Origin of the sequence: Pseudofrankia sp. DC12, assembly GCF_000966285.1 — a bacterium.
Classification (GTDB): domain Bacteria; phylum Actinomycetota; class Actinomycetes; order Frankiales; family Frankiaceae; genus Pseudofrankia.
On the sequence record NZ_KQ031391.1, the window covers coordinates 6,072,716 to 6,094,563 of the forward strand.

At 73.1% G+C, this 21,848-nt stretch carries 19 protein-coding genes and 1 pseudogene; 4 read left to right on the forward strand and 16 right to left on the reverse strand.

All coding sequences use genetic code 11. The features are described 5' to 3' along the window. The first annotated feature begins 37 nt into the window (after positions 1-37). Together FRADC12_RS24515 and FRADC12_RS24520 are read left to right on the forward strand one after the other, a co-directional pair. Entirely contained in the window at positions 38-868 is an 831-nt protein-coding gene (locus FRADC12_RS24515) for a helix-turn-helix domain-containing protein (RefSeq protein WP_045878395.1), read from the forward strand. 101 nt (positions 869-969) lie between these two features. Further along, positions 970-1,434, forward strand: coding sequence for a peroxiredoxin (locus FRADC12_RS24520; RefSeq protein ID WP_052711139.1), 465 nt, complete (start codon positions 970-972; stop codon positions 1,432-1,434). Between the two features lies 1 nt (position 1,435). On the opposite strand, the gene araB is transcribed toward FRADC12_RS24520, so the two are convergent. From araB to FRADC12_RS24540, 4 genes and pseudogenes are all read right to left on the reverse strand, one after another. Beyond that, positions 1,436-2,935: a ribulokinase gene (araB, locus tag FRADC12_RS24525; protein ID WP_255355258.1), complete on the reverse strand. Its 1,500-nt coding sequence runs from the start codon at positions 2,933-2,935 to the stop codon at positions 1,436-1,438. Between the two features lie 33 nt (positions 2,936-2,968). Beyond that, positions 2,969-3,746: pseudogene (locus FRADC12_RS35145) on the reverse strand (L-arabinose isomerase family protein). Next, positions 3,721-4,584, reverse strand: a complete 864-nt coding sequence (locus FRADC12_RS24535; protein WP_232304011.1) for a LacI family DNA-binding transcriptional regulator — start codon at positions 4,582-4,584, stop codon at positions 3,721-3,723. The pseudogene FRADC12_RS35145 and the gene FRADC12_RS24535 overlap by 26 nt, the downstream one beginning before the upstream one ends. A gap of 292 nt (positions 4,585-4,876) precedes the next feature. Beyond that, positions 4,877-5,464: a TetR/AcrR family transcriptional regulator gene (locus FRADC12_RS24540; RefSeq protein WP_045878396.1), complete on the reverse strand. Its 588-nt coding sequence runs from the start codon at positions 5,462-5,464 to the stop codon at positions 4,877-4,879. A gap of 140 nt (positions 5,465-5,604) precedes the next feature. Between FRADC12_RS24540 and FRADC12_RS24545 the strand changes: the two genes are divergently transcribed. Beyond that, positions 5,605-7,176, forward strand: coding sequence for an MFS transporter (locus FRADC12_RS24545; RefSeq protein ID WP_045878397.1), 1,572 nt, complete (start codon positions 5,605-5,607; stop codon positions 7,174-7,176). Positions 7,177-7,183: 7 nt separating this feature from the next. Here the strand turns inward: FRADC12_RS24545 and FRADC12_RS31725 are convergent, their stop codons facing one another. From FRADC12_RS31725 to FRADC12_RS24560, 3 genes are all read right to left on the reverse strand, one after another. Beyond that, positions 7,184-7,351 (reverse strand): hypothetical protein, encoded by a 168-nt coding sequence (locus tag FRADC12_RS31725; RefSeq protein ID WP_157489014.1) that lies wholly within the window; start codon positions 7,349-7,351, stop codon positions 7,184-7,186. Between the two features lie 118 nt (positions 7,352-7,469). Beyond that, positions 7,470-8,294, reverse strand: a complete 825-nt coding sequence (locus FRADC12_RS24555; protein WP_045878398.1) for a hypothetical protein — start codon at positions 8,292-8,294, stop codon at positions 7,470-7,472. Between the two features lie 30 nt (positions 8,295-8,324). After that, entirely contained in the window at positions 8,325-10,856 is a 2,532-nt protein-coding gene (locus FRADC12_RS24560) for a hypothetical protein (protein WP_232304012.1), read from the reverse strand. 471 nt (positions 10,857-11,327) lie between these two features. Here FRADC12_RS24560 and thiC point away from each other — a divergent pair, with 471 nt between their 5' ends. Beyond that, positions 11,328-13,157, forward strand: coding sequence for a phosphomethylpyrimidine synthase ThiC (gene thiC, locus FRADC12_RS24565; RefSeq protein ID WP_045878399.1), 1,830 nt, complete (start codon positions 11,328-11,330; stop codon positions 13,155-13,157). A gap of 296 nt (positions 13,158-13,453) precedes the next feature. Here the strand turns inward: thiC and chrA are convergent, their stop codons facing one another. The 9 genes from chrA to FRADC12_RS33470 all read right to left on the reverse strand — a co-directional run bounded on the left by chrA (position 13,454) and on the right by FRADC12_RS33470 (position 21,810). After that, positions 13,454-14,635, reverse strand: coding sequence for a chromate efflux transporter (chrA, locus tag FRADC12_RS24570; RefSeq protein ID WP_045878400.1), 1,182 nt, complete (start codon positions 14,633-14,635; stop codon positions 13,454-13,456). Between the two features lie 114 nt (positions 14,636-14,749). Then, positions 14,750-15,364: a class I SAM-dependent methyltransferase gene (locus tag FRADC12_RS24575; protein ID WP_045878401.1), complete on the reverse strand. Its 615-nt coding sequence runs from the start codon at positions 15,362-15,364 to the stop codon at positions 14,750-14,752. Further along, positions 15,364-16,416 (reverse strand): LLM class flavin-dependent oxidoreductase, encoded by a 1,053-nt coding sequence (locus FRADC12_RS24580; RefSeq protein ID WP_045878402.1) that lies wholly within the window; start codon positions 16,414-16,416, stop codon positions 15,364-15,366. Before FRADC12_RS24580 ends, FRADC12_RS24575 begins: the two co-directional genes overlap by 1 nt. A 203-nt stretch (positions 16,417-16,619) precedes the next feature. Next, on the reverse strand, positions 16,620-17,636 hold the full coding sequence (locus tag FRADC12_RS24585) for an alpha/beta fold hydrolase (protein ID WP_045878403.1): 1,017 nt from the start codon (positions 17,634-17,636) through the stop codon (positions 16,620-16,622). 72 nt (positions 17,637-17,708) lie between these two features. After that, on the reverse strand, positions 17,709-18,548 hold the full coding sequence (locus tag FRADC12_RS24590) for an SAM-dependent methyltransferase (RefSeq protein WP_045878404.1): 840 nt from the start codon (positions 18,546-18,548) through the stop codon (positions 17,709-17,711). A 354-nt stretch (positions 18,549-18,902) separates the two neighbouring features. Beyond that, positions 18,903-19,688, reverse strand: a complete 786-nt coding sequence (locus tag FRADC12_RS24595; protein WP_045878405.1) for a MerR family transcriptional regulator — start codon at positions 19,686-19,688, stop codon at positions 18,903-18,905. A gap of 12 nt (positions 19,689-19,700) precedes the next feature. Continuing rightward, positions 19,701-20,492, reverse strand: a complete 792-nt coding sequence (locus FRADC12_RS24600) for an ABC transporter permease (RefSeq protein ID WP_045878406.1) — start codon at positions 20,490-20,492, stop codon at positions 19,701-19,703. Continuing rightward, positions 20,489-21,445: an ABC transporter ATP-binding protein gene (locus FRADC12_RS24605; protein ID WP_045878407.1), complete on the reverse strand. Its 957-nt coding sequence runs from the start codon at positions 21,443-21,445 to the stop codon at positions 20,489-20,491. The genes FRADC12_RS24600 and FRADC12_RS24605 overlap by 4 nt, the downstream gene beginning before the upstream one ends. Further along, positions 21,442-21,810 (reverse strand): hypothetical protein, encoded by a 369-nt coding sequence (locus FRADC12_RS33470; protein WP_084011159.1) that lies wholly within the window; start codon positions 21,808-21,810, stop codon positions 21,442-21,444. Before FRADC12_RS33470 ends, FRADC12_RS24605 begins: the two co-directional genes overlap by 4 nt. Positions 21,811-21,848: the final 38 nt, after the last annotated feature.

The window sequence follows — 21,848 nt, forward strand, 5'->3', positions numbered from 1 at the left end:
ACGCCTTTACCAGCATCGGCGTGACTATGCTTCCCGCATGGAGTCCGACCGAGACCCGGTCACGTTGGGTGATCTCCTGCGGTCCCGGCGCGCCCGGCTCAGCCCCGCGGCCGTGGGCCTGCCGCCGGGAGTGCGACGCCGCACGCCCGGGCTGCGCCGCGAGGAGGTCGCCCAGCTCGCGAACCTGTCGCCCACCTACTACGCCTTCCTCGAACAGGGCCGCCAGGTCCGCCCCTCCGCGCAGGTTCTCGACGCCCTCGCGGGCGCGCTGCGGCTGAACGCCGCGGAACGCCAGTACCTCGATGTGCTCGCGAACGGCCGGCCGGCCAGCGCCCAGCCGCCCCGCGCGCCCGGGCGCCGGGCCGAAGCACCGGTCGAGACGATCTCGGCGGACGTCGTGGACCTCGTCCAGCGGCTCGATCCGCATCCGACCATCGTCAAGGGACGCCGCTGGGATGTCCTCGCGTCGAACCCCGCGGCGCGCGAGCTGTTCACCGACTGGGAATCCCGCCCGCCCGAGGACCGGAACCTGGTGCGGTGGATGTTCAGCGGCGGCGAGGCGAGGCGGGTCTACCTCGACTGGGAACGGGAGGCACGCGCCATGCTCGGCCGGTTCCGGCTGGCCACCGCGGCGCACCTGAACGAACCGAACATCGCCGCCCTCGTCGCCGAGCTTCAGCGCGACAGCGCGCACGTGCGGCGGTGGTGGCTGGAGCACGACGTCGTCTCGATCGGCAGCGGCGTGAAGCTGCTGCGCCATCCACGCCTCGGCCCGCTGGAGTACTCACACGTCGTGCTCCAGGTCGCGGACCGGCCGCAGCAGACCCTGGTCACCTACACCCCGCGGACCAGCGGGCTGACCGACTGAATGCGTGGCTGGATCGGCGTACCGTGCGGTCAGCCGGCGTATTCACGCGCCCGGTAGACCGGACACGGATGGCCCGGTGCCCGGCGACATAGCATCACTCCATGCTCGACCCGGGTACCCGCGTTCCGGCCTTCACGCTGCCGGACCAGGACGGTGAGCCGGTCTCCTCGACGGCGTTCGCGGGGCACTGGGTGCTGCTGTGGTGGTATCCCAGGGCCGGGTCGCCCGGCTGCACGATCGAGGGCCAGGAGCTTCGCGACCGCGCCGAGCAGTTCCGGGCGGCCGGCTGCCTCATCGTCGGCCTGTCTTTCGACACTCCCACGGAGAACAGGACCTGGGCACAGGAGCAGGGCTTCGAGTTCCCGCTGCTGTCGGATGTGGACCACGCCGTGGGGCGCCTTTTCGGGGTCGAGCGTGACCCGGACGACCAGTACGCCGCGTTTCCGCTTCGGGTGTCCTGCCTGGTCGATCCCGCGGGCGTCGTCCGCAGGACGTACGCGGTCGCGGGCGTCCAGGAACACGCGGTCTCCGTACTGTCCACGCTCACGGCGCTGGGCCGGCCATGAGTCATGAGTGAGGACGCTCCGGCAGTGGCTGTCCCGTCCCCGCGGTCCGGCCACCGGCCGTACCGGCCACACCAGCCGGCGCGCCCGCTGCACACAAGCGCCACCGGCGCGCCCGCCGACCCGGCGACCGACGCGGCAGAGCTCGCCGACCAGGTGGCCACGGTCGCGCGCGGTGGTGCGCGGGCCGCGGTGCTCGACATATGCGCCGGGTGCCGAAGGCGGTGGCCTCCAGCAGCGCCCGGTAGACGTGCTCGGGCCGGGTCGCCGGGGTCAGGCCGACGATCACTCCGGAGAGGGTGTGGTCGACGAGGATCGACCGGTTGCCGTTCATCCAGTCGAGGGCGAGCAGCCCGTGGGCACCGACCGGCTCGTCGGCGGTCAGCGCGGTGAGGTGCTGGTGCACCGAGGTCCCGGCGGCCCGCGCGGCGTGGCGGTAGGAGTCGGGCAGGTGGTGCTCGGCCCACCAGGCGAAGATGTCGCCGACGCCGGACTGGCCGGCCTCGTAGCCATAGCGGCCGACGATGATGCCGCCGTCGACGACGCCGCACATCCCGGGCACGTCGGCGAGCGTGTCGGCGGACATGACATGGCAGGTGGACGTGCCCATCACGGCAAGCAGGTGGCCGGGCTCGGTGACTCCCACCGCGGGGGCGCTGACGTGGGCGTCCACGTTGCCGGCCGCGACGACGGTGCCGGCCGGCAGGCCGGTCCAGCCGGCGGCGCGGGCGGCCAGGCATCCGGCCGGGTCGCCGAGCGGGAGCAGGCGGGTGGACAGGCGGGTGTCCGCGTAGTCGGCGAATTCGGGGCTGAGGGCGGCGAAGAAGTCCCGGCTCGGGTAGGCGCCGTCCTGGAAGATCCCTTTGTAGCCTGCGGTGCAGGCGTTGCGGGTCTCGACGCCGGTGAGCTGCCAGACGATCCAGTCGGCGGCCTCGATCCAGCGTTCGGCCGCGGCGTAGACGTCAGGGTCCTCCTCCAGGACCTGCAGCGCCTTGGCGACCTGCCACTCGCTGGAGATCTTGCCGCCATAGCGGGCGATCCAGGGTTCGGCGCGTTCGTGGGCGAGGGCGTTGACCCGGTCCGCGTGCGGCTGGGCGGCATGGTGCTTCCACAGCTTCGGCCAGGCATGGGGCCGGTCGGCATAACGGGGCAGCTCGCACAGTGGGGTGCCGGCCGCGGTCGTCGGGAGCACGGTGCAGGCGGTGAAGTCCGTGCCGACGCCGATGACCCGGGCGGGGTCGACGCCCGCGTCGCGCACCGCCGCGGGGACCGCCGTCGTGAGGACCGCGACCCAGTCGCGCGGGTTCTGCAGCGCCCAGTCCGGCGGCAGCGCCCGGCCGCCTGGAAACTGCGCGTCGAGCACGCCGTCGGGGTAGGCGTGCACCGCTGTCGCCAGCTCGTGGCCGTCGCGGACGCGGATCACGCTGGCGCGGCCGGACAGGGTTCCGAAGTCGACGCCGACGACGTAGGCGTCCCCGGCGGCGGGCTCGGTGGTGGCGGTAATGGCGCTCCTCGCGCGGGATGGGCGGGGCGTCGGCTAGCGGCGGCGGTCGAGGCTGAAGTGCAGGTCGTTCAGCCGCAGGTCCCCGACGAAGGAGCGGACGGTGGTGCCCCCGTCGATGAGCGCCAGCTCGACGCTCGTCATGCTGGCGAACATGTCGAGCATGTCGACGTCCACCGCGGTGCTCAGGACGGTGTGGTGCGGCCCGCCGGCGGTCAGCCAGCACTCCGCGGACGTGGGCAGGTCCGGCCGCGGGGCCCACACCGCGCAGGCGACCGGAAGCCTCGGCAGCGCGCGGTCGGGCTCGACGACCTCGATGGTGTTGGCCACCAGCCGGAACCGGTCGCCCAGGTCGCAGAGCCCCACCACGACGCCGGGCCCGGGCGCCGCGGTGAACCGCAGCCGGACCGGGTCCGCGCCCCCCGATGCTCAACGGGTGGATCTCGACGCTCGGCCGGCCGGCCGCGATCGTCGGGCAGACCTCCAGCATGTGGGCGCCGAGGATGCGCTGCGGCCCTGGGCCCAGGTGGTAGGTGTAGTCCTCCATGAACGAGGTGCCGCCGGGCAGGCCGGCGCCCATCGCCTTGACGGCCCGCAGCAGCAGGGCGGTCTTCCAGTCGCCCTCGCCGCCGAAGCCGTAGCCGTCCGCCATCAGCCGCTGTACCGCGAGGCCCGGTAGCTGGCGCAGCCCGCCGAGGTCCTCGAAGTTCGTGGTGAAGGCGCGGTAGCCGCCGGCGGTGAGGAACTCGCGCAGCCCGGCCTCGACCCGGGCGGCGTAGCGCAGCGACTCATGTCGCTGTCCGCCGGCGCGCAGCTGGGGCGCGACGGGTCTGGATGTAGCCGAACTCCCGGTCGCCGTGCGCGGCCTGGTTGAGGTTCATGAAGTCCATGTCGAGGCTGTCCCAGGGCAGCGCCTGGTTGGCCTGGGTGTGCAGGTGCAGGAGCGGCTTGTCGAGCGCCTCCAGGCCGCGGATCCACATCTCCTGGCGCCAGCTCTCCACCCGTCCGGCGCTGTCGAACCAGTCCGCCGGGCCGGACACGTGCCAGACGGTCTCGTGCCCCGCCGCCAGCAGGCACCGAGTGGCCAGCCGCGCACCCAGCCGCTGGTCGACGGTCACCAACCGGGACGGCCGGGCCGGGTCACCGTCGATGACCACCATCGCCACGTCGTCCGGAACGTCGTCCAGCGCCTCGTTCGCCGAGACCACCGGCGCGATCACGACGATCCCGGCCACGCGCTGGTCGAGCAGCCGGGCGACGGCGTCGATGATCGACGGCCGGTCGAGCACCGGCACGCTGGCGATGCCCACGGCGAACCCGTCCGCGCTCACCGCGCGCTCGATGGCCGCGAGCACCGCGGTCGGCCGGTAAAGCGCGGTGTTCTGGGCGACGATCCCAACGACGTGGGAACGGCCGGTGACCAGCGCCCGGGCGGCCCGGTTCGGCCGGTACCCGAGCTGCTCCATCGCCGCGCGCACCCGCAGCCGGGTCTGTTCCCTGACGTTCGGGTGGTCGTTCAGCACCCGGGAGACCGTCTGGTGCGAGACGCCGGCCAGCCGGGCGACGTCGGTCATCCCCGGCGCGCGGCGCGTGGCTGGCCGCAGCGCCGCCTCGCTCTCGCCGAGGCCCGGGCTCGGCTGACCGCCGGTCACGCGTGCGCCCATCCTGCCTGGCTCGGCGTCTGATCCGGTGCCTGCCTGGGTGCCTCTGCCTGGGTCCGCCCGGACGACTTTTGCCCTGACATGTTAGCGATCACTTTATCGCCGGCGAATGTCCGAGCGGCAGTTCGCCGGGATGGTGGGCCGCAAGCCTGGGGGCAAGGGCGCCAGCCGGGTCGCGGCCGCTGAGCCGCGTGCGCCGGTCGTCGGCGCTGCCGTGCAGACCTCGACGCGGCGCCGAACTCATCGGACCACCGAGCCGGACTGGTCCGCGCACCGGCGGAGATCAGGGAATCAGCGGTGCACCCAGCACGCCCAGAGCCTCGTCGAGCAGGCCGAGCGGATCGGGAAGCGACGGGTTGTCGGCCCACCGGCTCATCACCTCGTCGATCACCAGCAGCACCGAGCCGGCGACCAGACGGTAAGCCATTGGGTCGACGTCGGCGCTGAACCAGGGAGCCAACGCGTCGGCGAGCCGGTCGCGGCTCTTGCGCCGTTCCTCCAGCCAGCGGCCCCGAAGCGCCGGCGTCTCCCGCAGCAGGAACTGGAAGCCCCGCGCCCGGTCGGGATCGCGGCGGATCGGAGCGAGGACCGCCCGCAGCGCCGAGGTCAGCGCCGCCCGCAGCGTCTCGTTCTCGTCGCGCCCACCAAGATGGTCGATGACGTCGTCCATCGAGGCGCTGGCGATGGCGGTGACGACGTCCTCCTTGGCCGGGAAATAGCGGAAGAAGGTCCGCGGAGAGACACCGGCCGCGTCGGCGATGTCCTGCACGGTCGTCGCGTCGTAGCCGCGTTCCAGAAAGAGCCGGCCGGCAGCCTCGGCCATCTCCCGCCGCGTCCGGAGCTTGTTTCGTTCCGTTACGCCGGCGGTCATTACCCACTCCTGTCTGGCGCTCAGAGCCGATCGTCTGCTGCGTCACGTCACGTTGGCGGCTTCTGCCATGGTGGCATAGGTTGCCACCTTGGCGGATCAATCCTCATCGTCGAGCCGCCTGGCCGTAGAGGGGTGCGTGGGTGACCAGCCTTGCCGAGCACGAGCTGACGACGCGGCCGGCGAGATCGACGAAGGCCCAGTGGTCGGTCCTCGTCATCATCGCCTGCGCGCAGCTGATGGTGGTGCTCGACTCGACGATCATGATCATCGCCCTGCCGTCGGCCCAGCGGGCGCTCGGGTTCTCCGACACCCAACGCCAGTGGGTCATCACGGCGTACACGCTGGCGTTCGGCGGGTTCCTCCTTCTCGGTGGCCGGATCAGCGACATGCTCGGGCCCCGGCGCACGCTGATGACCGGCGTCGTCGGCTTCGCGCTGGCCTCGGCGCTGGGCGGTGCCGCACCCGACACCGTGCTGCTGATCGCCGCCCGCGGCCTGCAGGGGCTGTGCGGCGCGCTGCTCGCCCCGTCCGTGCTCTCCCTGCTCTCGGCGACCTTCACCAACCCCCGGGAACGCGCCCGGGCGTTCGGGATCTACGCGACGATCGCGATCGGCGGATCGGCCCTCGGCCTCATCCTCGGCGGCCTGTTGACCCAGTACGCGGACTGGCGCTGGTGCCTGTACGTGAACCTGCCGATCGCCGCCCTGGTGATCTTCGGTATCGTCACGGTGATCCCGAAGTCGGCCGGCCGGTCGGGCGTGCGGCTCGACGTCGCGGGCGTGGTGCTCGGCTGCGGCGGTCTCGTGGCGCTCGTCTACGGGCTTGGCGAGGCCGGGGCCGACGGCTGGGGCTCGCGCGGCGTCCTCACCCCGCTCGCGGCCGCGGTCGTCCTGCTGGCCTGCTTCGTCGTCTGGCAGAGCCGCGGGCCGAACCCGCTCCTGCCACTGCGCGTCCTGCGCGACCGCAACCGCAGCGGGGCGTACCTGACGATCCTGCTGGCGATGACGGCCATGTTCGGCACCTTCGTCTCGCTCACGTACCTGTTCCAGGCGGTCGACGGCTACTCGCCGCTGCGGACCGGGATCGCCTTCCTGCCGCTGATGGTGCTCAACGGGCTCACCTCGACCCAGCTCGCCAGCCGTCTCATGCCCTACATCCCGACCCGGCTGCTCATCGTCCCCGGTCTCCTGGCCGCGGCGGTGGGCGTCGCGCTGCTGACGAGGCTGACTCCCGACGCGTCGTTCGCGACCCACGTGCTGCCGACGGAGATCCTGCTCGGCGTCGGTCTCGGCGTCGCGATGGTCCCGGTCATCAGCACCGCGACCAGTAACGCCGACCCGAATGACGTCGGCATCATCTCGGCCATGTCGACCACGTCGCAGCAGATCGGCGCCTCCATCGGGACCGCCCTGCTGAACACGATCGCGGCCTCGGCGGCGACGAGCTACCTGGCGTCCCACCGCGGCGGCGACACCATCCACGCGGCCGTGCACGGCTACGCGACCACCAGCGCGTGGGCGGCCGGGATCCTGGCGCTCGCCGCGCTGACGGCGGGCCTTCTCATCAACGTCCATCCCGGACGGGCCCACGCGGCCCAGCCGGTGGGCGCCAAGGGTGGTGAAGTGCCCGCACAGCCGAGCCGGGTAGCTCCGCTCGTCCCGGCGGCCCGCGGCCAGCGGGCCGCGGACACAGGGCACCGCTCCGAGGCGTAGTTCGCAATCACCTTTCCCGCGCGGCTGGTGCGAGCGAGCAGCGCGAAGGCCCGTCGCTGGTGTCGAGGTCGAACGCGTTACTGACGACGGAGCCGAACACGTCGAGGCGGCGAACGTCGAGCCTGCGGCAGAGCCGCTCGATCTCTGCGCGCCTCGCCTCGATCAACGGATGCATTCCGACCTCCCGCCCGCGATTTTGCCCGATCGGTCGGCCTGTGCGCGCGCAGCTGGCCCCGGAACAGTCTTCGAGTAGAGCGGGTCACCCCGCGGACACAGTTCTGCCAACCCACCCGTTAGGACGCGCCGTCGTGGCCGGACAGGCCGCCGTCGTGTCCGGCCTCGTGGGTCCAGGCGTCCTCGTGGACGGTGAGCACGTGCTGGTCGGCGGCGTGGTGGTCGTCGTAGCCGGAGCCGTCGTAGCCCGAGCCGTCGTGGACGAAGGCGTCGTAGCCGGAGCCGTCGTGGCGGCCGGAGCCGTCGTCGCCGGGGCTCTCGGTACTCGTCAGGTGCAGGTGCTCCGGGTCGGTATGGGCCGCGGCCAGGCCCGGCCCTGCCCCGTGCGGGCCGTCGTGGGCGCTCTCGGGCCCGGTGGACTCGGCGAAGAGCTGATGAGCGGCCTGGCCGGAGGCCCCCTGGAGATGGTCCGCCGCGGTGCCGCCGGCCGCGGCCTGCGCGTGCCCCCCGGTGGCCAGCCGGTGGCTGGACTCGGCGTCCCAGCCGTTCTCCCAGCCCTGCCCCCAGCTCGTGCCCCACGCGTTGGTGTGCCCGTCGGCGTCCGCGCCACCGGAGCTCGCGGAAGCGGCTCCGCTCGCCTCGTGGGTCGGCGCTCCGTCGGGTCCGGCATGGGCGTGGTCCGCCGCGTCCGCCACGGGAGCAGGATGGCCGTCCGGATGGGGGCTCCCGCCCCAGTCGCCGTCGAAGAACGCGTCGATGGCCGCCGTCGCGGCCAGGCCGGCGACCAGCCCACCCGCGGCCATCGCGGCAACCATGGTCGCGGCCCGGAAGCCGCCGCCGTCGGCGGCGCCGCGCGGCGTGCGCCAGGTCGTGTCGTCCGGCGGCCCGGTGTACAGGCCCGTGTAGACCCGAGCGCGGTCGAACTGGCTCGCGAAGATGGACATCGTGGCTCCCGCGCGGCTCCGGTAGGGGAATCAGAAGTCGACGAACCGAGGCGTGCTGACCGAGTCGCGTGCGACGCGAAGATGGTGCGTGATCTCGCCGCGGGTGAGCCGGATACCCGTCGTCGCCGGGTAGCGGCGCATCACGTCAAGCTGGGCGAGCCGACGGGCCACGCCACCCATCGCTGGCCCGCGGGCGGCCGGCGCGGCGCGCCGCAGCTCTTCGGCGAGCTGGCGGGCGGTCTCCCAGCGCAGCGCGAACAGGTTCTCGGTGAGCACGTAGCCGAGTACCGGCAGCGTCGTGGTGACCAGCGTGTTCCACCGGTCGAGGGCGCTCGCCCAGCCGCTCGCCGCCTGCGTGCTCATCAGCGCCGACCGCTGCGCGCGCTGGTTGTACTGGTTGAACGCCTGCGTCGCGCCGGAGACGAGGAACACCGGGTTCAGCAGCGCCGCGCCGAGCGCGACCGCGGCGCCCGCGTAGTTGGCCTTCGGCAGCGCGGACGGGTCGAGGTCCATCAGACGCTGCACCTGGGCCGACAGCGCCCCGGTCTCCGCCGCCGCGCGCTGCGCCGGGGCGAGCGCCGTCCGCAGCCGGGCCTCCTGCGTCTTCAGCCATTCCGGCTCCGGCCGCCCGTCGGTGACCGGGGCCAGCAGCAGCCCGTCGCGATGGCGAATGAAGGCGGGCAGGACCGAGCCGACCTGGTCGAGGTGGCGCCGCAGCTCGTCGAGCCCCTCCGACAGGGCCGCGGCGGTGCGCAGCCGACCCTCGTCGTCGGCCGGCAGCTCCACCGGCGCGGCCAGGCCGCCCGCGGCCGCGTCACCGAGCAGGGCCGCGTGCAGCTCGTAGAACGGCCCGAAGATCGTATAGAGGAAGTAGTCGTCCTCCAGGCCCGCGGCCGCTCGCAGCATGTCGGGCAGGTGGCGCGGGTCCTCGGCAGCGTAGTTGCCGGCGGCGATGTCCGTGTGCAGCGCGCGGACGAGCTCCAGCTGGCCGACGACCGTGACGTCCCCGCCCGGGTCCGCCACCCGCAGGCTGGCGCGGGTCTCGCCGGAGGCGCCCTCGACGGAGCGGATCTGCCGCAGCGGCACCCGCCGGTCGACGCCGGGGCCCTTCACCCGCAGTGTGCCGGCCGCGACCGCGCAGGCTACCGGCCCTCCGTCGGCCAGTTCGGCCGGGTAGGGGCCGGCGGCGAGCGTTCGCTCGGCGGCGCCCCGGACGCCGGGATGAGCAGCCACCCGCGCGCCGAACGCCTCCGAGTCGCTTTCGACGACGACGGGGCCGTGCTCCGGGTCGAAGATGACGAACCGCTGCGCCGAACCGGCCATCCGCAGCCGGGAGTCGGACAGGTCGAACCGGGACAGCTTCGTGGCGCTCTCCCGCGGCTGCAGTTCGAGCACGGTGTCGCTGAGCACGCAGTCCGCCCGGGCCCGGGCCGCGTCGCCGCCCAGCCCGCTCGCCCAGACCGGCGCGGACGTGCCGATGGCCGCCGACTCGGCCTCGCGTCGTTCGGCCCGCGCGATGGCCACAAAGGCGGCGAGCACCGGCGGGGCGGCCAGGTGCACCGTCACGCCGGTGAGAAACCGTCCGTCGAGCACGGCGCCGCCCCGCACCGTCGCGCTGGTGGGACCCGCCTGCTCGACAGCGACGCGGTTGAGCGGCCAGTCGATGATCGCGCGCCCCCGCGAGCGCAGCTCCAGCCGGCCGTCCTTCACCACGACGTAGGCGGTGAGCTCCCCGTCGGGATCGCCCGCAGCGCCCGCCGGCCCCTGGCCGCCGCCGGTCGCGGTGCCGCGGGCGGCGGCCGCGACCCAGGCCGCGGCCCCCTTGACGCTGGCCGTGGAGAGCACGCCGGCGCCGGGCGGCGGCGCGCCGGGAGCCGGGGTGGTCCTGACTGTGACGTCCGCCGCCGTGTCCTGCTCGTAGTGCGGCGTGACGGACATCGCGCACGGGCTGACGAACGCCGCCGTCCGCGCGTCCGGCAGCAGCCGGCCCGCCAGTCCGGTGAGCGCGTTCTGGAGCTCCGGCGGTAACGGCGTGACGGTCGCCGCCTGGTAGCTCCGCCCGTCCGGGAACGCGACGTCGACAGCGAGCCGGGTGCCGCCCTCGACGAGCTCTACCGTCGCGGCGGGGTCGAAGGCCGGCTCCAGCGCGCTGAGCACCGCGGTGCTCAGGCCGCCGCTGTCCTGCACGTAGACCGCCGGGAGGTCGGTGAGCAGGAGCTGGCGCGTTCCCATCATCGAGAAGCCGCTGGTCCGGCCCTCCCGCAGGGGGCACCACGCGCTGTCGAACACGATGCGCCCGCGTACCTGCGCGTAGTGCGCGGGCATCGGCGCGCCACCGCCCCACGGCGCTCCGCCCGGCGGCGGGGCCGTTGGCGGGCCCGTGACGGGAGGCACGGTGGCCGGCTGGAACGCGGCGGGACCCGCCATCGGGGCGGTCGGGCCGGTCGCCGGCGGCGGGCCGGACGGCGACGGTGCGCCGCCGGCCGGCCCCTGCGGGGGCGGTGCCCAGTCCCAGCCGGCTGGTTGACCGGCCCACTGGGGATCGCCGGAAGTACTGCTCACGTGGATTCGCCGCCTCGTCCAGGTCGGTCGTCGCCGACCGCGTGCCCAGGCGCACGCGAACCGCCGAGCGGGTGGCGCCGGCCGGGCGCGTCTCGGTCACGACCTTGTCCTGGAAAGTATCGGCGCACCAGACCCGATGCGCTCACGGCATCGACCAAACCCACTCCGCGGGAGCGGCTGGCCCGATGAGGCGCCCAGCAGTGCCCCCTGGGACGCGTCATCGAACGCCGTCGGCATCAGGCTTTGGGACGCGGCGGCGTCAGATCTGTCGTAACGTCCTCGTAAGCCACGGGCCGCATTCGCCGCCGACCTCGGTCGGAGCCGATGGGCTGTGGCACGTGCCCGGGCACCTCCGGGCACCGACGCGGGAGCTTCCACCTCAGGAGGCTGAGAGGGCGGCTGGGTTTCTGGGCCCGGGGTCGCCGACCGCATGAACCTGTCCGGGTAATGCCGGCGTAGGGAGCAGTTCTCATGGAGCGTTCCGCTCACCCCAGCCCCGTGTCCCTTCCCTTTCCGGGAAGCCGGCGGACCTACCTGACCGGACCCGACGGGCGGCTCCGGGTCCCGATGCGGCAGGTGGCGCTGTCCAACGGCGACTCGGTGGTTCTCTACGACACCTCAGGTCCTTACACCGATCCCGACGTCTCCGTCGACGTGCGGCGTGGCCTCGCCCCCGCGCGCGACCCGTGGATCGAGGCCCGCGGCGACACGGCCGGGATCCCGGGGCCGGTCGACGCCGGGCAGCGGCCGGCCGGGCCGGCGCCGTCCGAGGATGACGGCCGGACGGGCGCGGATGGCCTCCTCGCCGGAACTAGTCCGCCGCGACGGGCCCTGCCCGGCCGGGCCGTCACCCAGCTGGCCTACGCACGCCGTGGCGTGGTCACCCGGGAGATGGAGTTCGTCGCCGTGCGCGAGGGACTTGACCCCGCCTTCGTCCGCGCGGAGATCGCCGCCGGCCGGGCGGTTCTACCGGCGAATGTCAACCATCCTGAGTCGGAGCCGATGGCGATCGGCCGCGACTTCCTGGTGAAGATCAACGCCAACATCGGCAACTCGGTGGTCGTCTCCTCCGTCGAGGAGGAGGTGGAGAAGCTGGTGTGGGCGACCCGCTGGGGCGCGGACACTGTCATGGACCTCTCCACCGGCCGCGACATCCACCTCACCCGGGAGTGGATCCTGCGGAGCTCACCGGTGCCGGTCGGGACCGTGCCGATCTACGAGGCCCTGGAGAAGGCCGGCGGGCGTGCGGAGGACCTGACCTGGGAGCTGTACCGCGACACGGTGATCGAGCAGGCCCAGCAGGGCGTCGACTACATGACGGTCCATGCCGGCGTGCTGCTGCGCCACATCCCGCTGACGGCGGACCGACGCACGGGGATCGTCTCTCGTGGCGGGTCGATCCTGGCGGCCTGGTGCCTCGCGCATCACGAGGAGAACTTCCTCTACGCCCACTTCGCCGAGCTGTGCGAGATCCTGCGCGCGTACGACGTCACCTTCTCGCTGGGCGACGGGCTACGGCCCGGCTCGATCGCCGACGCGAACGACGCCGCCCAGCTCGCCGAGCTGGCGACCCTCGGCGAGCTGACGACGATCGCCTGGGAGCACGACGTCCAAGTCATGATCGAGGGGCCCGGGCACGTCCCCCTCAACAAGATCAAAGAGAATGTCGACCTCCAGCGCGAGCTGTGCCACGACGCGCCGTTCTACACGCTCGGGCCGCTGACCACCGACATCGCGCCTGGCTACGACCACATCACCTCAGCCATCGGCGCCGCGCTGATCGGCTGGCATGGCACCGCGATGCTCTGCTACGTCACCCCCAAGGAGCATCTGGGCCTGCCGGACCGAGACGACGTCAAGGCCGGCGTCATCGCCTACAAGATCGCCGCGCACGCCGCCGACCTCGCCAAGGGGCATCCTGGCGCGCAGGCCTGGGACGACGCCCTGTCCGCCGCCCGCTTCGACTTCCGCTGGACCGACCAGTTCCACCTGGCCCTCGACCCGGAGACCGCACAGGCCTTCCACGACGAGACGCTGCCGGCCGCGCCGGCGAAGTCCGCCCACTTTTGTTCGATGTGCGGCCCCCACTTCTGCTCGATGAAGATCAGCCACGACGTCCGCCGCCAGGCGGCGACGCAAGGCCTCGACCCCGACGACGCAGTCGAAGCAGGTCTGCGCGCCAAAGCCGCCGAGTTCACCGCCGCCGGTTCCCGCCTCTACCTGCCCGTTCTGCCCGCCTCGGACAGCCGGTCGCCAGCGGTTTCTTCGCCCACCGCGGCGGAGGACCGGCCGAGCACCTGAGGCGGCCACGCCCGCGCGGCCGCACCGAAAGCTCGGGGCCACCGTCGTGACGCACAGCCCGACGGTCGCGAGCGCGCTGGTCGGCGTCCGTGTGGCGCAGGAGCGCGAGCATCGGCAGCCGCGGCCGCGGGAGAAAGCTGCCAGGGGCCGAGGTCACCGCCCCCAACGGGTCGGCGACCACGGCCTGACCGCCGCTGAGCTGGCCAGCGTCGCGGGTGTCGGCGGCACCGCGGGCTGTGGGCACCGCCGCGCGATCAGGCCCGCGAACAGGCCGTCCAGCCAGTGCCGGATCTTGGTCAGGTCGGCAGTGGCCCGCCCGCGGCGACGACGAGAACACCGACCGCCGCGGCGGCGAGCAGCGTGAGGACCACCCCGCGTCGCGCCACGACGAGCAGCAGCACGGCGCCGCCGAGGGTGGCGTACTGCCAGGGTTCGTGCAGGGCCCGGGCGAGCGGGATGGCCGAGCCGAGAATCGCGCCGACGGCCGCGGGGGCGGTGCCGTCGAGGAAGCTACGCGCCGCTGGGCTGGCGCGTAGCCGGTCGAAGTGGGGCCCGCCGATGGCGATGAACAGGAACGAGGGCGTGAACGCGGCCGCGGCGGCCAGCAGCCCGCCACCGACGCCGGCCGCGGCGTAGCCCACGGCGGCGACGGTGTGCACGACGGGGCCGGGGGTGATCTGGCCGAGCGAGACGGCGGTGAGGAACTGGCCGGCGCTCATCCAGTGGTAGCGGTCCACCGCGTCTGCCTGCATGAGAGGGATGATCACGAAGCCGCCGCCATAGGACAGCAGGCCGACCTTCAGCGCGACCCACCCGACCGCGAGCAGCCCACCGCTGGCGACGCCACCCGCCACCAGCGCCGGCGCCATCGCCATCGCCGGCCGCCGGCCGCCAGCTCCTGACCAGGGCCGGCGGACAGCCAGCTCGACCAGGCCACAGCCGATGAGGAGCAGCACAAGCCACGGGCCGAGCGTGGCGGCGCCGACGACGCCAGCGGCGAGGTAGAGCGGCCAGCGCAGCCGGCTCACCTTCTGGGCACGCTGCCAGCTGGCAGGCAGGAGACCGGCGGCGGCGTGCACGGCGACGGCGGCGACCGCGCAGCCGGCACCCGCGCCGGCGGCACGCACCCAGCGGGGCGGCGAGCCGGCCAGGAACAGCGCGGACAGCGCGAGGACGACGGCCAGCCCGGGCAGGATGAACGCGAGGCCGCCGATGACCGCGCCCGCCCGCCCGCGCAGCCGCCACGCGCAGTAGATCGACAGCTGGGTCGACGCCGGGCCGGGCAGCAGGTTGCACGCGGCGATCGCGTCCTCGAACTCGTGCGGCGTGATCCAGGCACGCCGCTCGACGCACAGGTCGCGGAACATCGCGATGTGGGTCGGTGGTCCGCCGAAACCGAGGCAGCCGATCCGGCCCCACTCGCGCAGCAGGACTCCGAGGCCGGGGGGAGCCAGGGCCCCGTTGGCGTCCGCATCCACGGGCTGCTCCTGTCAGCTGATGCTGCCCGTGCTGGCGGCCGGCAGCGGGATCGAGCGGACCTGATGGTCCCGCGGACCCGTCTGGGTGGTTGCCGCGCCCCCCGCTCTGATCTGTCAGCCCGGTTTCGCCGCGACGCCCTCGTAGGCGAAGCCAATCAGAGCCGTCCGGCTCATGGGGTACGTCTGGGCGGATTTCAGCGTAAGTCCAGATTGCTCGATGAGATTGTCGATCTGGCGGTTGAGCTGGCAGCCGCCGACCAGCCGGCTCCAGGCGGGGGTGAGCCGGTCCTGCCAGCGGGCGGCCGCGGGTCTGGGCGAGCGGCCGTGCTCGGTGAAGTGCAGGGTGCCGCCCGGTCGCAGCACGCGGTGGATCTCGCGCAGCGCCTGAGCGACGTCCGGGATCGTGCACAGCGTCCAGGTCGTGAGGACGTGGTCGACCGACTCGTCCGCGAGGGGCAGCGCCTGGCCGTCGTCGCCGACGAACTCGACCGCGAAGGGTGCGGACGCGATGCGCGGCGCGGCCAGCGCGCGTCCGCCGGCGGCGGGCTCGACCGCGAGCAGCCGCGTGACGCCAGCGGGAAGATGCGGAATGTTGCGCCCCGACCCGAAACCGACTTCCAGGACCTCGCCGGAGAGCCCCGCCGTGACGCGCGCCCTTACCTCCTCCATCGGCCTGCCGAGGGCGACATCGGTGAGACGGGGCAGCACCCGGTCGTCGTAGAACCCCATCACCGCTCCAACGCGGCTGACCCGGCCGGACCTGTGTGCGTCAGGACCGGGTCCGGGCGGGCTGGCGGCGCCGCGGCGACGAGGGTTGCCTCGATCAGGGGCCACGGCAGGCCGGGCGGCAGCAGGATCGTGACGATGTCGGCTGCCTCGTCCCACGCGCTGAGCTGCTCGCTGACCTGGTCGCCGGTTCCGTAGGCGGCGAGCTGGTCGAGCACGGGCCGGGCGGCGGGTGGGACGGTCCCGCGCCGCGGGCTCGGCCGCGGGTTGGCGGCGACGATGGCGCTGACCTCGGTGGCGTAGCCCTGTCCGGACACCGACTGGGCGTAGACGCCACCCATCGCGGTGAGGTACCAGGCGGCGCAGGCGGTGGCGATGTCCCGCGCGGTGTCGGGGTTCTCGTCGGCGACTGTGATGGGCCCGGCCGCGACGGTGAGGGGTGCCCGATCGGGAGCGAGGGTCTCGCGTAGCTGGTTGAGCCGCGCCGCCGCGGTGGCGAGGTGGTCCCGGGCCATCAGCGCGGGAATCCAGCCGTCGGCGAGCTCGGCCGCTACCCGGGTCGTCAGCGGGCCGAGCGCCCCGAGGTAGATGGGCACCTCGGGAGTGGGCGCCTGGCCGAGCCGCAGCGGGTGCGCGCCCGGGACGCGGCGCGGCCGCGCCGGCTCGCCGGCGAGCAGCCCGCGGACCTGGGTGACGACGTCGCGCAGCCTGGCGGCCGGATGCTCGAACGGGGTGTCGTGAAAGCCCTCGACCAGCGCCTGGGTGCTGGTCCCGAGGCCCAGCACGTACCGCCCCGCGCAGACCTGGTGCAGCGTCGCGGCGGTCATCGCCAGCGTTCCCGGGGTACGCCCCCAGACCGACAGGACCCCCGACGCGAGCTGGATGCGGGTGGTGCGCAGCGCGATCTCGGTGACGATGGGGGTGGAGTCCAGCCCCCAGCCCTCGGGTACCGCGAAGGTCTCGTAGCCCAGCCGTTCGGCCAGCACCGCGGCCTCGACGATGACGTCCCGCCGGGTCTCCATGGGCGTCAGCCCGACGCCACGCCGCGCCGTCATGACGCGTCCTCCCGTCCGAGCAGCGGATGCGACGGCTGTGCGCCAGCCTCCGGGAGAGGCGTTTGCCTCGATGTGCTTGACATGGGACTGACGCTAGGACCGACGCCTCGGGCCGGCCATCGGGTGAACCACCGACTCGGCGCCATTCGGCCCCTCGCGCCGCCGTGGGCTGCGGCCGCCGGCCTCGGGTGTTCAACCGATCCTCAGGAGGGCTGGCGCAGCCGCTCTTCGGTGGTCCAGGCCGCGATCTGGGCTCGGGAGCTCACCCGCAGCTTGCGCCGGATGTTCTCCACGTGCGTCTCGACCGTCCGCGGCGCGACGGCCAGCCGGCTCGCGATGGCATGGTTGGTGAGGCCCTCGGTGACCAGCTCGGCCACCTCGAACTCGCGGTCGGTCAGCCGTTGTCCCCGGCGCGACGGCTGGCCCAGGAAACCGGCCACCGCGGCCAGGACCGCCTCCCAGTCGCCGTGGTAGTAGAGATGGCTGGAGCCTGGCAGCGGGATCAGGACCGCTCCGGGGATACCCGCGGCGACCGCGCGTCCCAGGTCGAATCTGGTGCCCCTGTCGTCCTCGCGGTGCAGGACGGCGGTCGGTGCCCGGACCGTCGCGAGCAGGTCCCGGATGTCCGTGTCGTAGTAGACCTCCAGCAGCTCGGCGGCCACCGCGGCCGAGGAGCTCTCCCGCTGGAAGCGGGTGAACGCCGCTAGGTCGTCGGCCGTGGGTTCGGTGACGAACGCGCTGGCCAGCGCCTGCAGGCCCATGCCCCAGTGCGCCCGCACCAGCGCCACGACCGACCTTCGGACGTCGGCGGGCGCCAGCTCCCGGCCGTCGGCGCACATCCCGTAGACCGCGAGCGCCTCGGCCCGTTCCGGGTACCGCGCCGCGATCGCGACGGCGAGCTGACCTCCCTGCGAGGCCCCGAACAGCCGGAACCGGTCCGCGCCCACCGCGTCGGCGACCGCCAGCGCCGCGGCCACCTGCCCGTCGAACGACAGGTCCGCGCCGTCCCGGTCCGACAGCCCGCAGCCGGGCTTGTCGAACCGGGTCACGGTGAAATGCCGGGCCAGGCCTTCGACGAACGCACCGAAGGAGAACAGGTCCAGCTGCCCGCGCAGATGGGTGATCCAGCCCGAGTCGCACAGCAGCGCCGGTCCCGAACCCGTTGTCGAATAGGCGACACGGCCGGCCGGCGTCGCGCAGTACCTGATCAGCGCCCGCACGACTCCACGCTGACAGGTCCAACCCGTGCGGTAAAGGCGCCCGTCCGGCACGCGACGGCCCGTGGCGGTGACCTACTTCTTGCGGGCGACCACTCCGTGGCTGCCGATGGGCCGCGGGCTCACGCCAGGCTCGGGCCGCCACAGCGGGGTGGAGACCACCCCGGGCTCGACGAGCTCCAGCCCGTCGACGTACCTGGCGATCTGCTCGGGCGTGCGCGGGTAGTACGGGTCACCGGCATCCTTGCGCCGCCGGGCCGCCTCCATCGCTCCTCGGGCGGCCTCGGCGTCGGCGATGGTGCCGTCGTTGATGACCACGTAGCTGCCCGGCGGGATCGCGTCGACCAGCCTGCTGACGATCTGGCCCGCCTCGTCGACGTCGGCGACGTTCCCCAGGACGCCGAGCATCATCAGCCCGACCGGCTGGGTGAAGTCCAGGACATCGCCGGCGGCGGCGAGGATCGCCCTGGGGTCGCGGACGTCGGCGTCGACATAGGCGGTCACGCCCTGGGGCGTACTGGTCAGCAGGGCACGGGCGTGGACGAGGACCAACGGGTCCCGGTCGACGTAGACGACGCGGGCTTCGGGAGCGATTTCCTGGGCCACCTCGTGGGTGTTGCCCGCTGTGGGCAGACCGGTGCCGATATCCAGGAACTGGCGGATGCCCGCGTCTTCGGCGAGGAAGCGCACCGCGCGGGCGAGGAAGCCCCGGGACTCGCGTGCGACGTCGATGATCTCCGGGTAGACCTCACGGACCTGCTCGCCCACGGCCCGGTCGGCGGGGTAGTTGTCCTTGCCGCCCAGCCAGTAGTTCCACACCCGCGCGGAGTGCGGCACGGTCGTGTCGAGGAAGGGCGCCTGGGCCTTGGCAGGCTCAGGCACGGCGTTCGTTGTCAAGCGCACTCCCCAGGACATACCGTCTCGCCGGCCTCGCCACCGTAGACCATCCCGGGAGCGGCGGTCCGGCCGCGCCGCCCGTAGCGCCGAGTTCCGCATCCGCTGGGCCGCCCATAACGTCCGCTTCCACCGCACCGGCCACAAGGGACTCCGCCACCCCGCGATTCGGCCCCCTGGACCGCACCTTCGAGGCGATGGAGTTTCCTTCACACCCCGGCCGCGCCCCCTCGTGTACCCGGCACCGAAGCGATCCCGGTTCCCCGGCCGCGGACGGCCTCAAGCTCCTCGCCAGCTGGGCCGCCACCGCCGAGATCGCGCAACACTGACCAACCCGATCCGGCGTCCTGACGACCGGGACCAGCGACGGCGGCTCTAGCCGGACGGGATCCGTTCGAGCTTCGTCCAGCCGCGCCAGCCGCGTTCCTCGAGCAGCCTCATGAGTCGACGGGCGATCGGCAGCGAGTCGAGGAAGACCGAGTCGAGCAGCTCCGCGAGCTCGTCGGGCATCACGTCGGCGTGGTCCGGCGACCCGTCGGCCTGGTTCTCCCCTTCCTTGACCTCGGCCTCGATGAGGGCCACCAGCCGGTCACACAGGGCCGCCACTCGCGGGTCGTCCGCCTCCCAGGCGATGGCTTCGCCGAGATCGCGGTAGAGCTGGAGCGTCGCCGGGTCGTCGAGCTGCTGCTGCTTCGCCGTCATGTAGAACGGCATGTGCTCCGGGAGCTGGGCGGCGACCAGGATCCAGGAGTCCCGCTCGCCCTCGATCATCAGTTGCGGCAGCCCGAGCTCGCGCAGCCGGCCGAGGTAGGCCACCGCGTCCGGCGGCAGGGCCAGGCTGTCTCCGGCGGCCAGCTGCGCGATCCGCTCGCGGTGGCGCTGCCGCTCCCGGATCTCCGCGCGCAGGCGCCGGTCGATGTCGGCGACGGCGGCGGCGAACTGCGCCTCGTCCGCGGCCAGCAGCTCGCGGACCCGGGCGAGCGGAACGCCGGCCTCGGCGAGCGTCCGGATCCTGATCAGCTCGACGACGGCCTGGGCGCCGTAGCGCCGGTAGCCGGAGCGGTCGCGCTCCGGCTCCGGCAGGAGGCCCTTGGCGTGGTAGTGCCGCACCGCGCGCACGGTGACATCGGCGTACGACGCCAGCTGGCTGATCGTGAGCATCGCGCCCGTCTCCTATTTCGCGGGAACGCGCAGGAACAGCCGACGGGACCAGAGGTAGCCCAGCAGCGCGATCAGGGCGCACCAGCCGACCGCCAGCCACAGGTCGGAGCCCGTCGGGGTGCCCGTGACGAGCGCGCGCAGGGTGTTGATCATCGGTGTGAACGGCTGGTACCGCGCGAACTGGCGCAGGCCGACCGGCATCGCGTCGGTCGGCACGAAGCCGCTGCTGATGAACGGCAGCATGACCAGGAACAGCGGGGTGTTGCTGGCCGTCTCGACGCTGTCCGCGGCCAGGCCCATGCCGACGGTCAGCCAGGTGAGGGAGAACGCGATGAGGACCAGCAGGCCGACCGCGCCGAGCCAGTCCAGCGGGCTCGCGCCGGAGCGGAACCCGAGCAGGAACGCGAACGCCGTCACGACCACCACGGCGAAACAGGTCTTGAGGACGGCACCCAGCACGTGGCCGGTGAGCACCGACGCCCGGGCGATGTTCATGGTGCGGAACCGGGAGATGATCCCGGTGGTCATGTCGGTCGCGGTCGAGATCGCGGTGCCGAGCGCGACGCTGGCGACGGTCATGATCAGGATGCCGGGCGTGATGAAGACGAGGTAGTCGCCGCGGCCGCCGCCCTGGTGGCCCGGCAGGCCGGCGCCCAGGGTCCCGCCGAACACGTAGACGAACAGCAGCAGGAACAGGACCGGCTGCGCGATCAGCATGATCGACAGCGATGGGTAGCGGCGGATGTGCAGCAGGTTGCGCCGTAGCATCGTCGCCGAGTCGCGAACGGTGTAGGTGGTGCTCACGCGGAGACCTCCTCGGAGGCGGGCGCCTGCGCCGCGTGGCCGGTAAGAGCGAGAAACACGTCGTCGAGGTCCGCGGACTCGACCGTCAGGCCGGCGACGCGGTCGTCGTCGAGGCCGCCAAGGACGCGGCGCAGCGCGGCGACGCTGCCGTCGCCCGGTATCTGCAGGGTGAGCGCGCTGATGTCGGACCTCGCCTCCGGGTAGGTCGCCGCTGCCGCGGCCAGCCCCGCGGCGTCGGTGAACTGCACCGACACGTGCCCGCCGGGCACTCGCCGCTTCAGCTGGGCGGCCGTGCCCTCGGCGACCAGCCGGCCGCCGTCGAGCACTCCTATGCGGTCGGCCAGCTGGTCGGCCTCGTCGAGGTACTGCGTCGTCAGCAGCACCGTCACGCCGTCGGCGACCTGCTCGCGCACGATGGCCCACAGGTCGCGCCGGCTGCGCGGGTCGAGGCCGGTCGTCGGCTCGTCGAGGAAGATCAGCTGGGGCCGGGCGATGAGCGTCATCGCGAGGTCCAGCCGCCGCTTCATGCCGCCCGAATAGGCCTGCGCCCGCCGGTCGGCCGCGTCGACGAGGTCGAAGCGCTCCAGCATCACGGTCACGGCGGTGGTCGTGGCCGCCCGGTCCAGGTGCGCCAGGTCGGCCATCAGCCGGAGGTTCTCAGCTCCGGTGAGGAGCTCGTCGATCGCCGAGAACTGCCCGGTGACACCGATCGCGGCGCGCACCCCGGCCGGCTCGCGCCGCACGTCGAAGCCGGCGACGCGGATCTCGCCGTCATCGGGGGTCAGCAGGGTCGCCAGGATGTTGACGATGGTCGTCTTGCCGGCGCCGTTGGGGCCGAGGAGCGCGTAGACGGTGCCCGCCGGGACGGTCAGGTCGACGCCGTCCAGCACGGCGTGGTCGCCGTAGGACTTGGTGAGCCCGGCGACCTCGATCGCGGGGTCGTTAGTGGTCATGTGGCGATGGTGGAACCTTGACCCTGGGTCAAGGTCAAGCCGGCTCTTCCACGGACGTCGCTGGCAGTTGTCGGCGCCGGAGACGACGTTCTCGCGGTCGTTGATGTCGACGGTGTGGCTGCCGTAGAGGCAGAAGGCGTTCCAGTCGTGAATGGTGCCCCCCTCTTTCTCTGGTACGTGAGTGGAGGCGGGCTGCCGCCCAGCGTCTCCAGCCCCGCGCCGCACTCCGCGAGCGTCGCGGCCGCGCGGACCAGCGTGGCGGCGTCGGCGCGGGCGGCCACCAGCGCGTCGAAATAGGCGATGACGCGGACCGCGCTCTCGGCGTCGGCGTCCAGCGCCGACAGCCGCGACAGCAGCCCCTTCATCGCCCACCACCGCCCGCCGAGCCAGTGTTATCGTTTTC

Bases quoted from the DNA above. Each gene is read 5' to 3' on its own strand.
- FRADC12_RS24515 (WP_045878395.1), top strand. From the start codon at position 38: ATGGAGTCCGACCGAGACCCGGTCACGTTGGGTGATCTCCTGCGGTCC.
- FRADC12_RS24520 (WP_052711139.1), top strand. From the start codon at position 970: ATGCTCGACCCGGGTACCCGCGTTCCGGCCTTCACGCTGCCGGACCAG.
- FRADC12_RS24540 (WP_045878396.1), bottom strand. From the start codon at position 5,464: ATGACCGCCGGCGTAACGGAACGAAACAAGCTCCGGACGCGGCGGGAG.
- FRADC12_RS31725 (WP_157489014.1), bottom strand. From the start codon at position 7,351: ATGCATCCGTTGATCGAGGCGAGGCGCGCAGAGATCGAGCGGCTCTGC.
- FRADC12_RS24555 (WP_045878398.1), bottom strand. From the start codon at position 8,294: ATGTCCATCTTCGCGAGCCAGTTCGACCGCGCTCGGGTCTACACGGGC.
- thiC (WP_045878399.1), top strand. From the start codon at position 11,328: ATGGAGCGTTCCGCTCACCCCAGCCCCGTGTCCCTTCCCTTTCCGGGA.
- FRADC12_RS24575 (WP_045878401.1), bottom strand. From the start codon at position 15,364: ATGGGGTTCTACGACGACCGGGTGCTGCCCCGTCTCACCGATGTCGCC.
- FRADC12_RS24580 (WP_045878402.1), bottom strand. From the start codon at position 16,416: ATGACGGCGCGGCGTGGCGTCGGGCTGACGCCCATGGAGACCCGGCGG.
- FRADC12_RS24590 (WP_045878404.1), bottom strand. From the start codon at position 18,548: ATGTCCTGGGGAGTGCGCTTGACAACGAACGCCGTGCCTGAGCCTGCC.
- FRADC12_RS24595 (WP_045878405.1), bottom strand. From the start codon at position 19,688: ATGCTCACGATCAGCCAGCTGGCGTCGTACGCCGATGTCACCGTGCGC.
- FRADC12_RS24605 (WP_045878407.1), bottom strand. From the start codon at position 21,445: ATGACCACTAACGACCCCGCGATCGAGGTCGCCGGGCTCACCAAGTCC.
- FRADC12_RS33470 (WP_084011159.1), bottom strand. From the start codon at position 21,810: ATGAAGGGGCTGCTGTCGCGGCTGTCGGCGCTGGACGCCGACGCCGAG.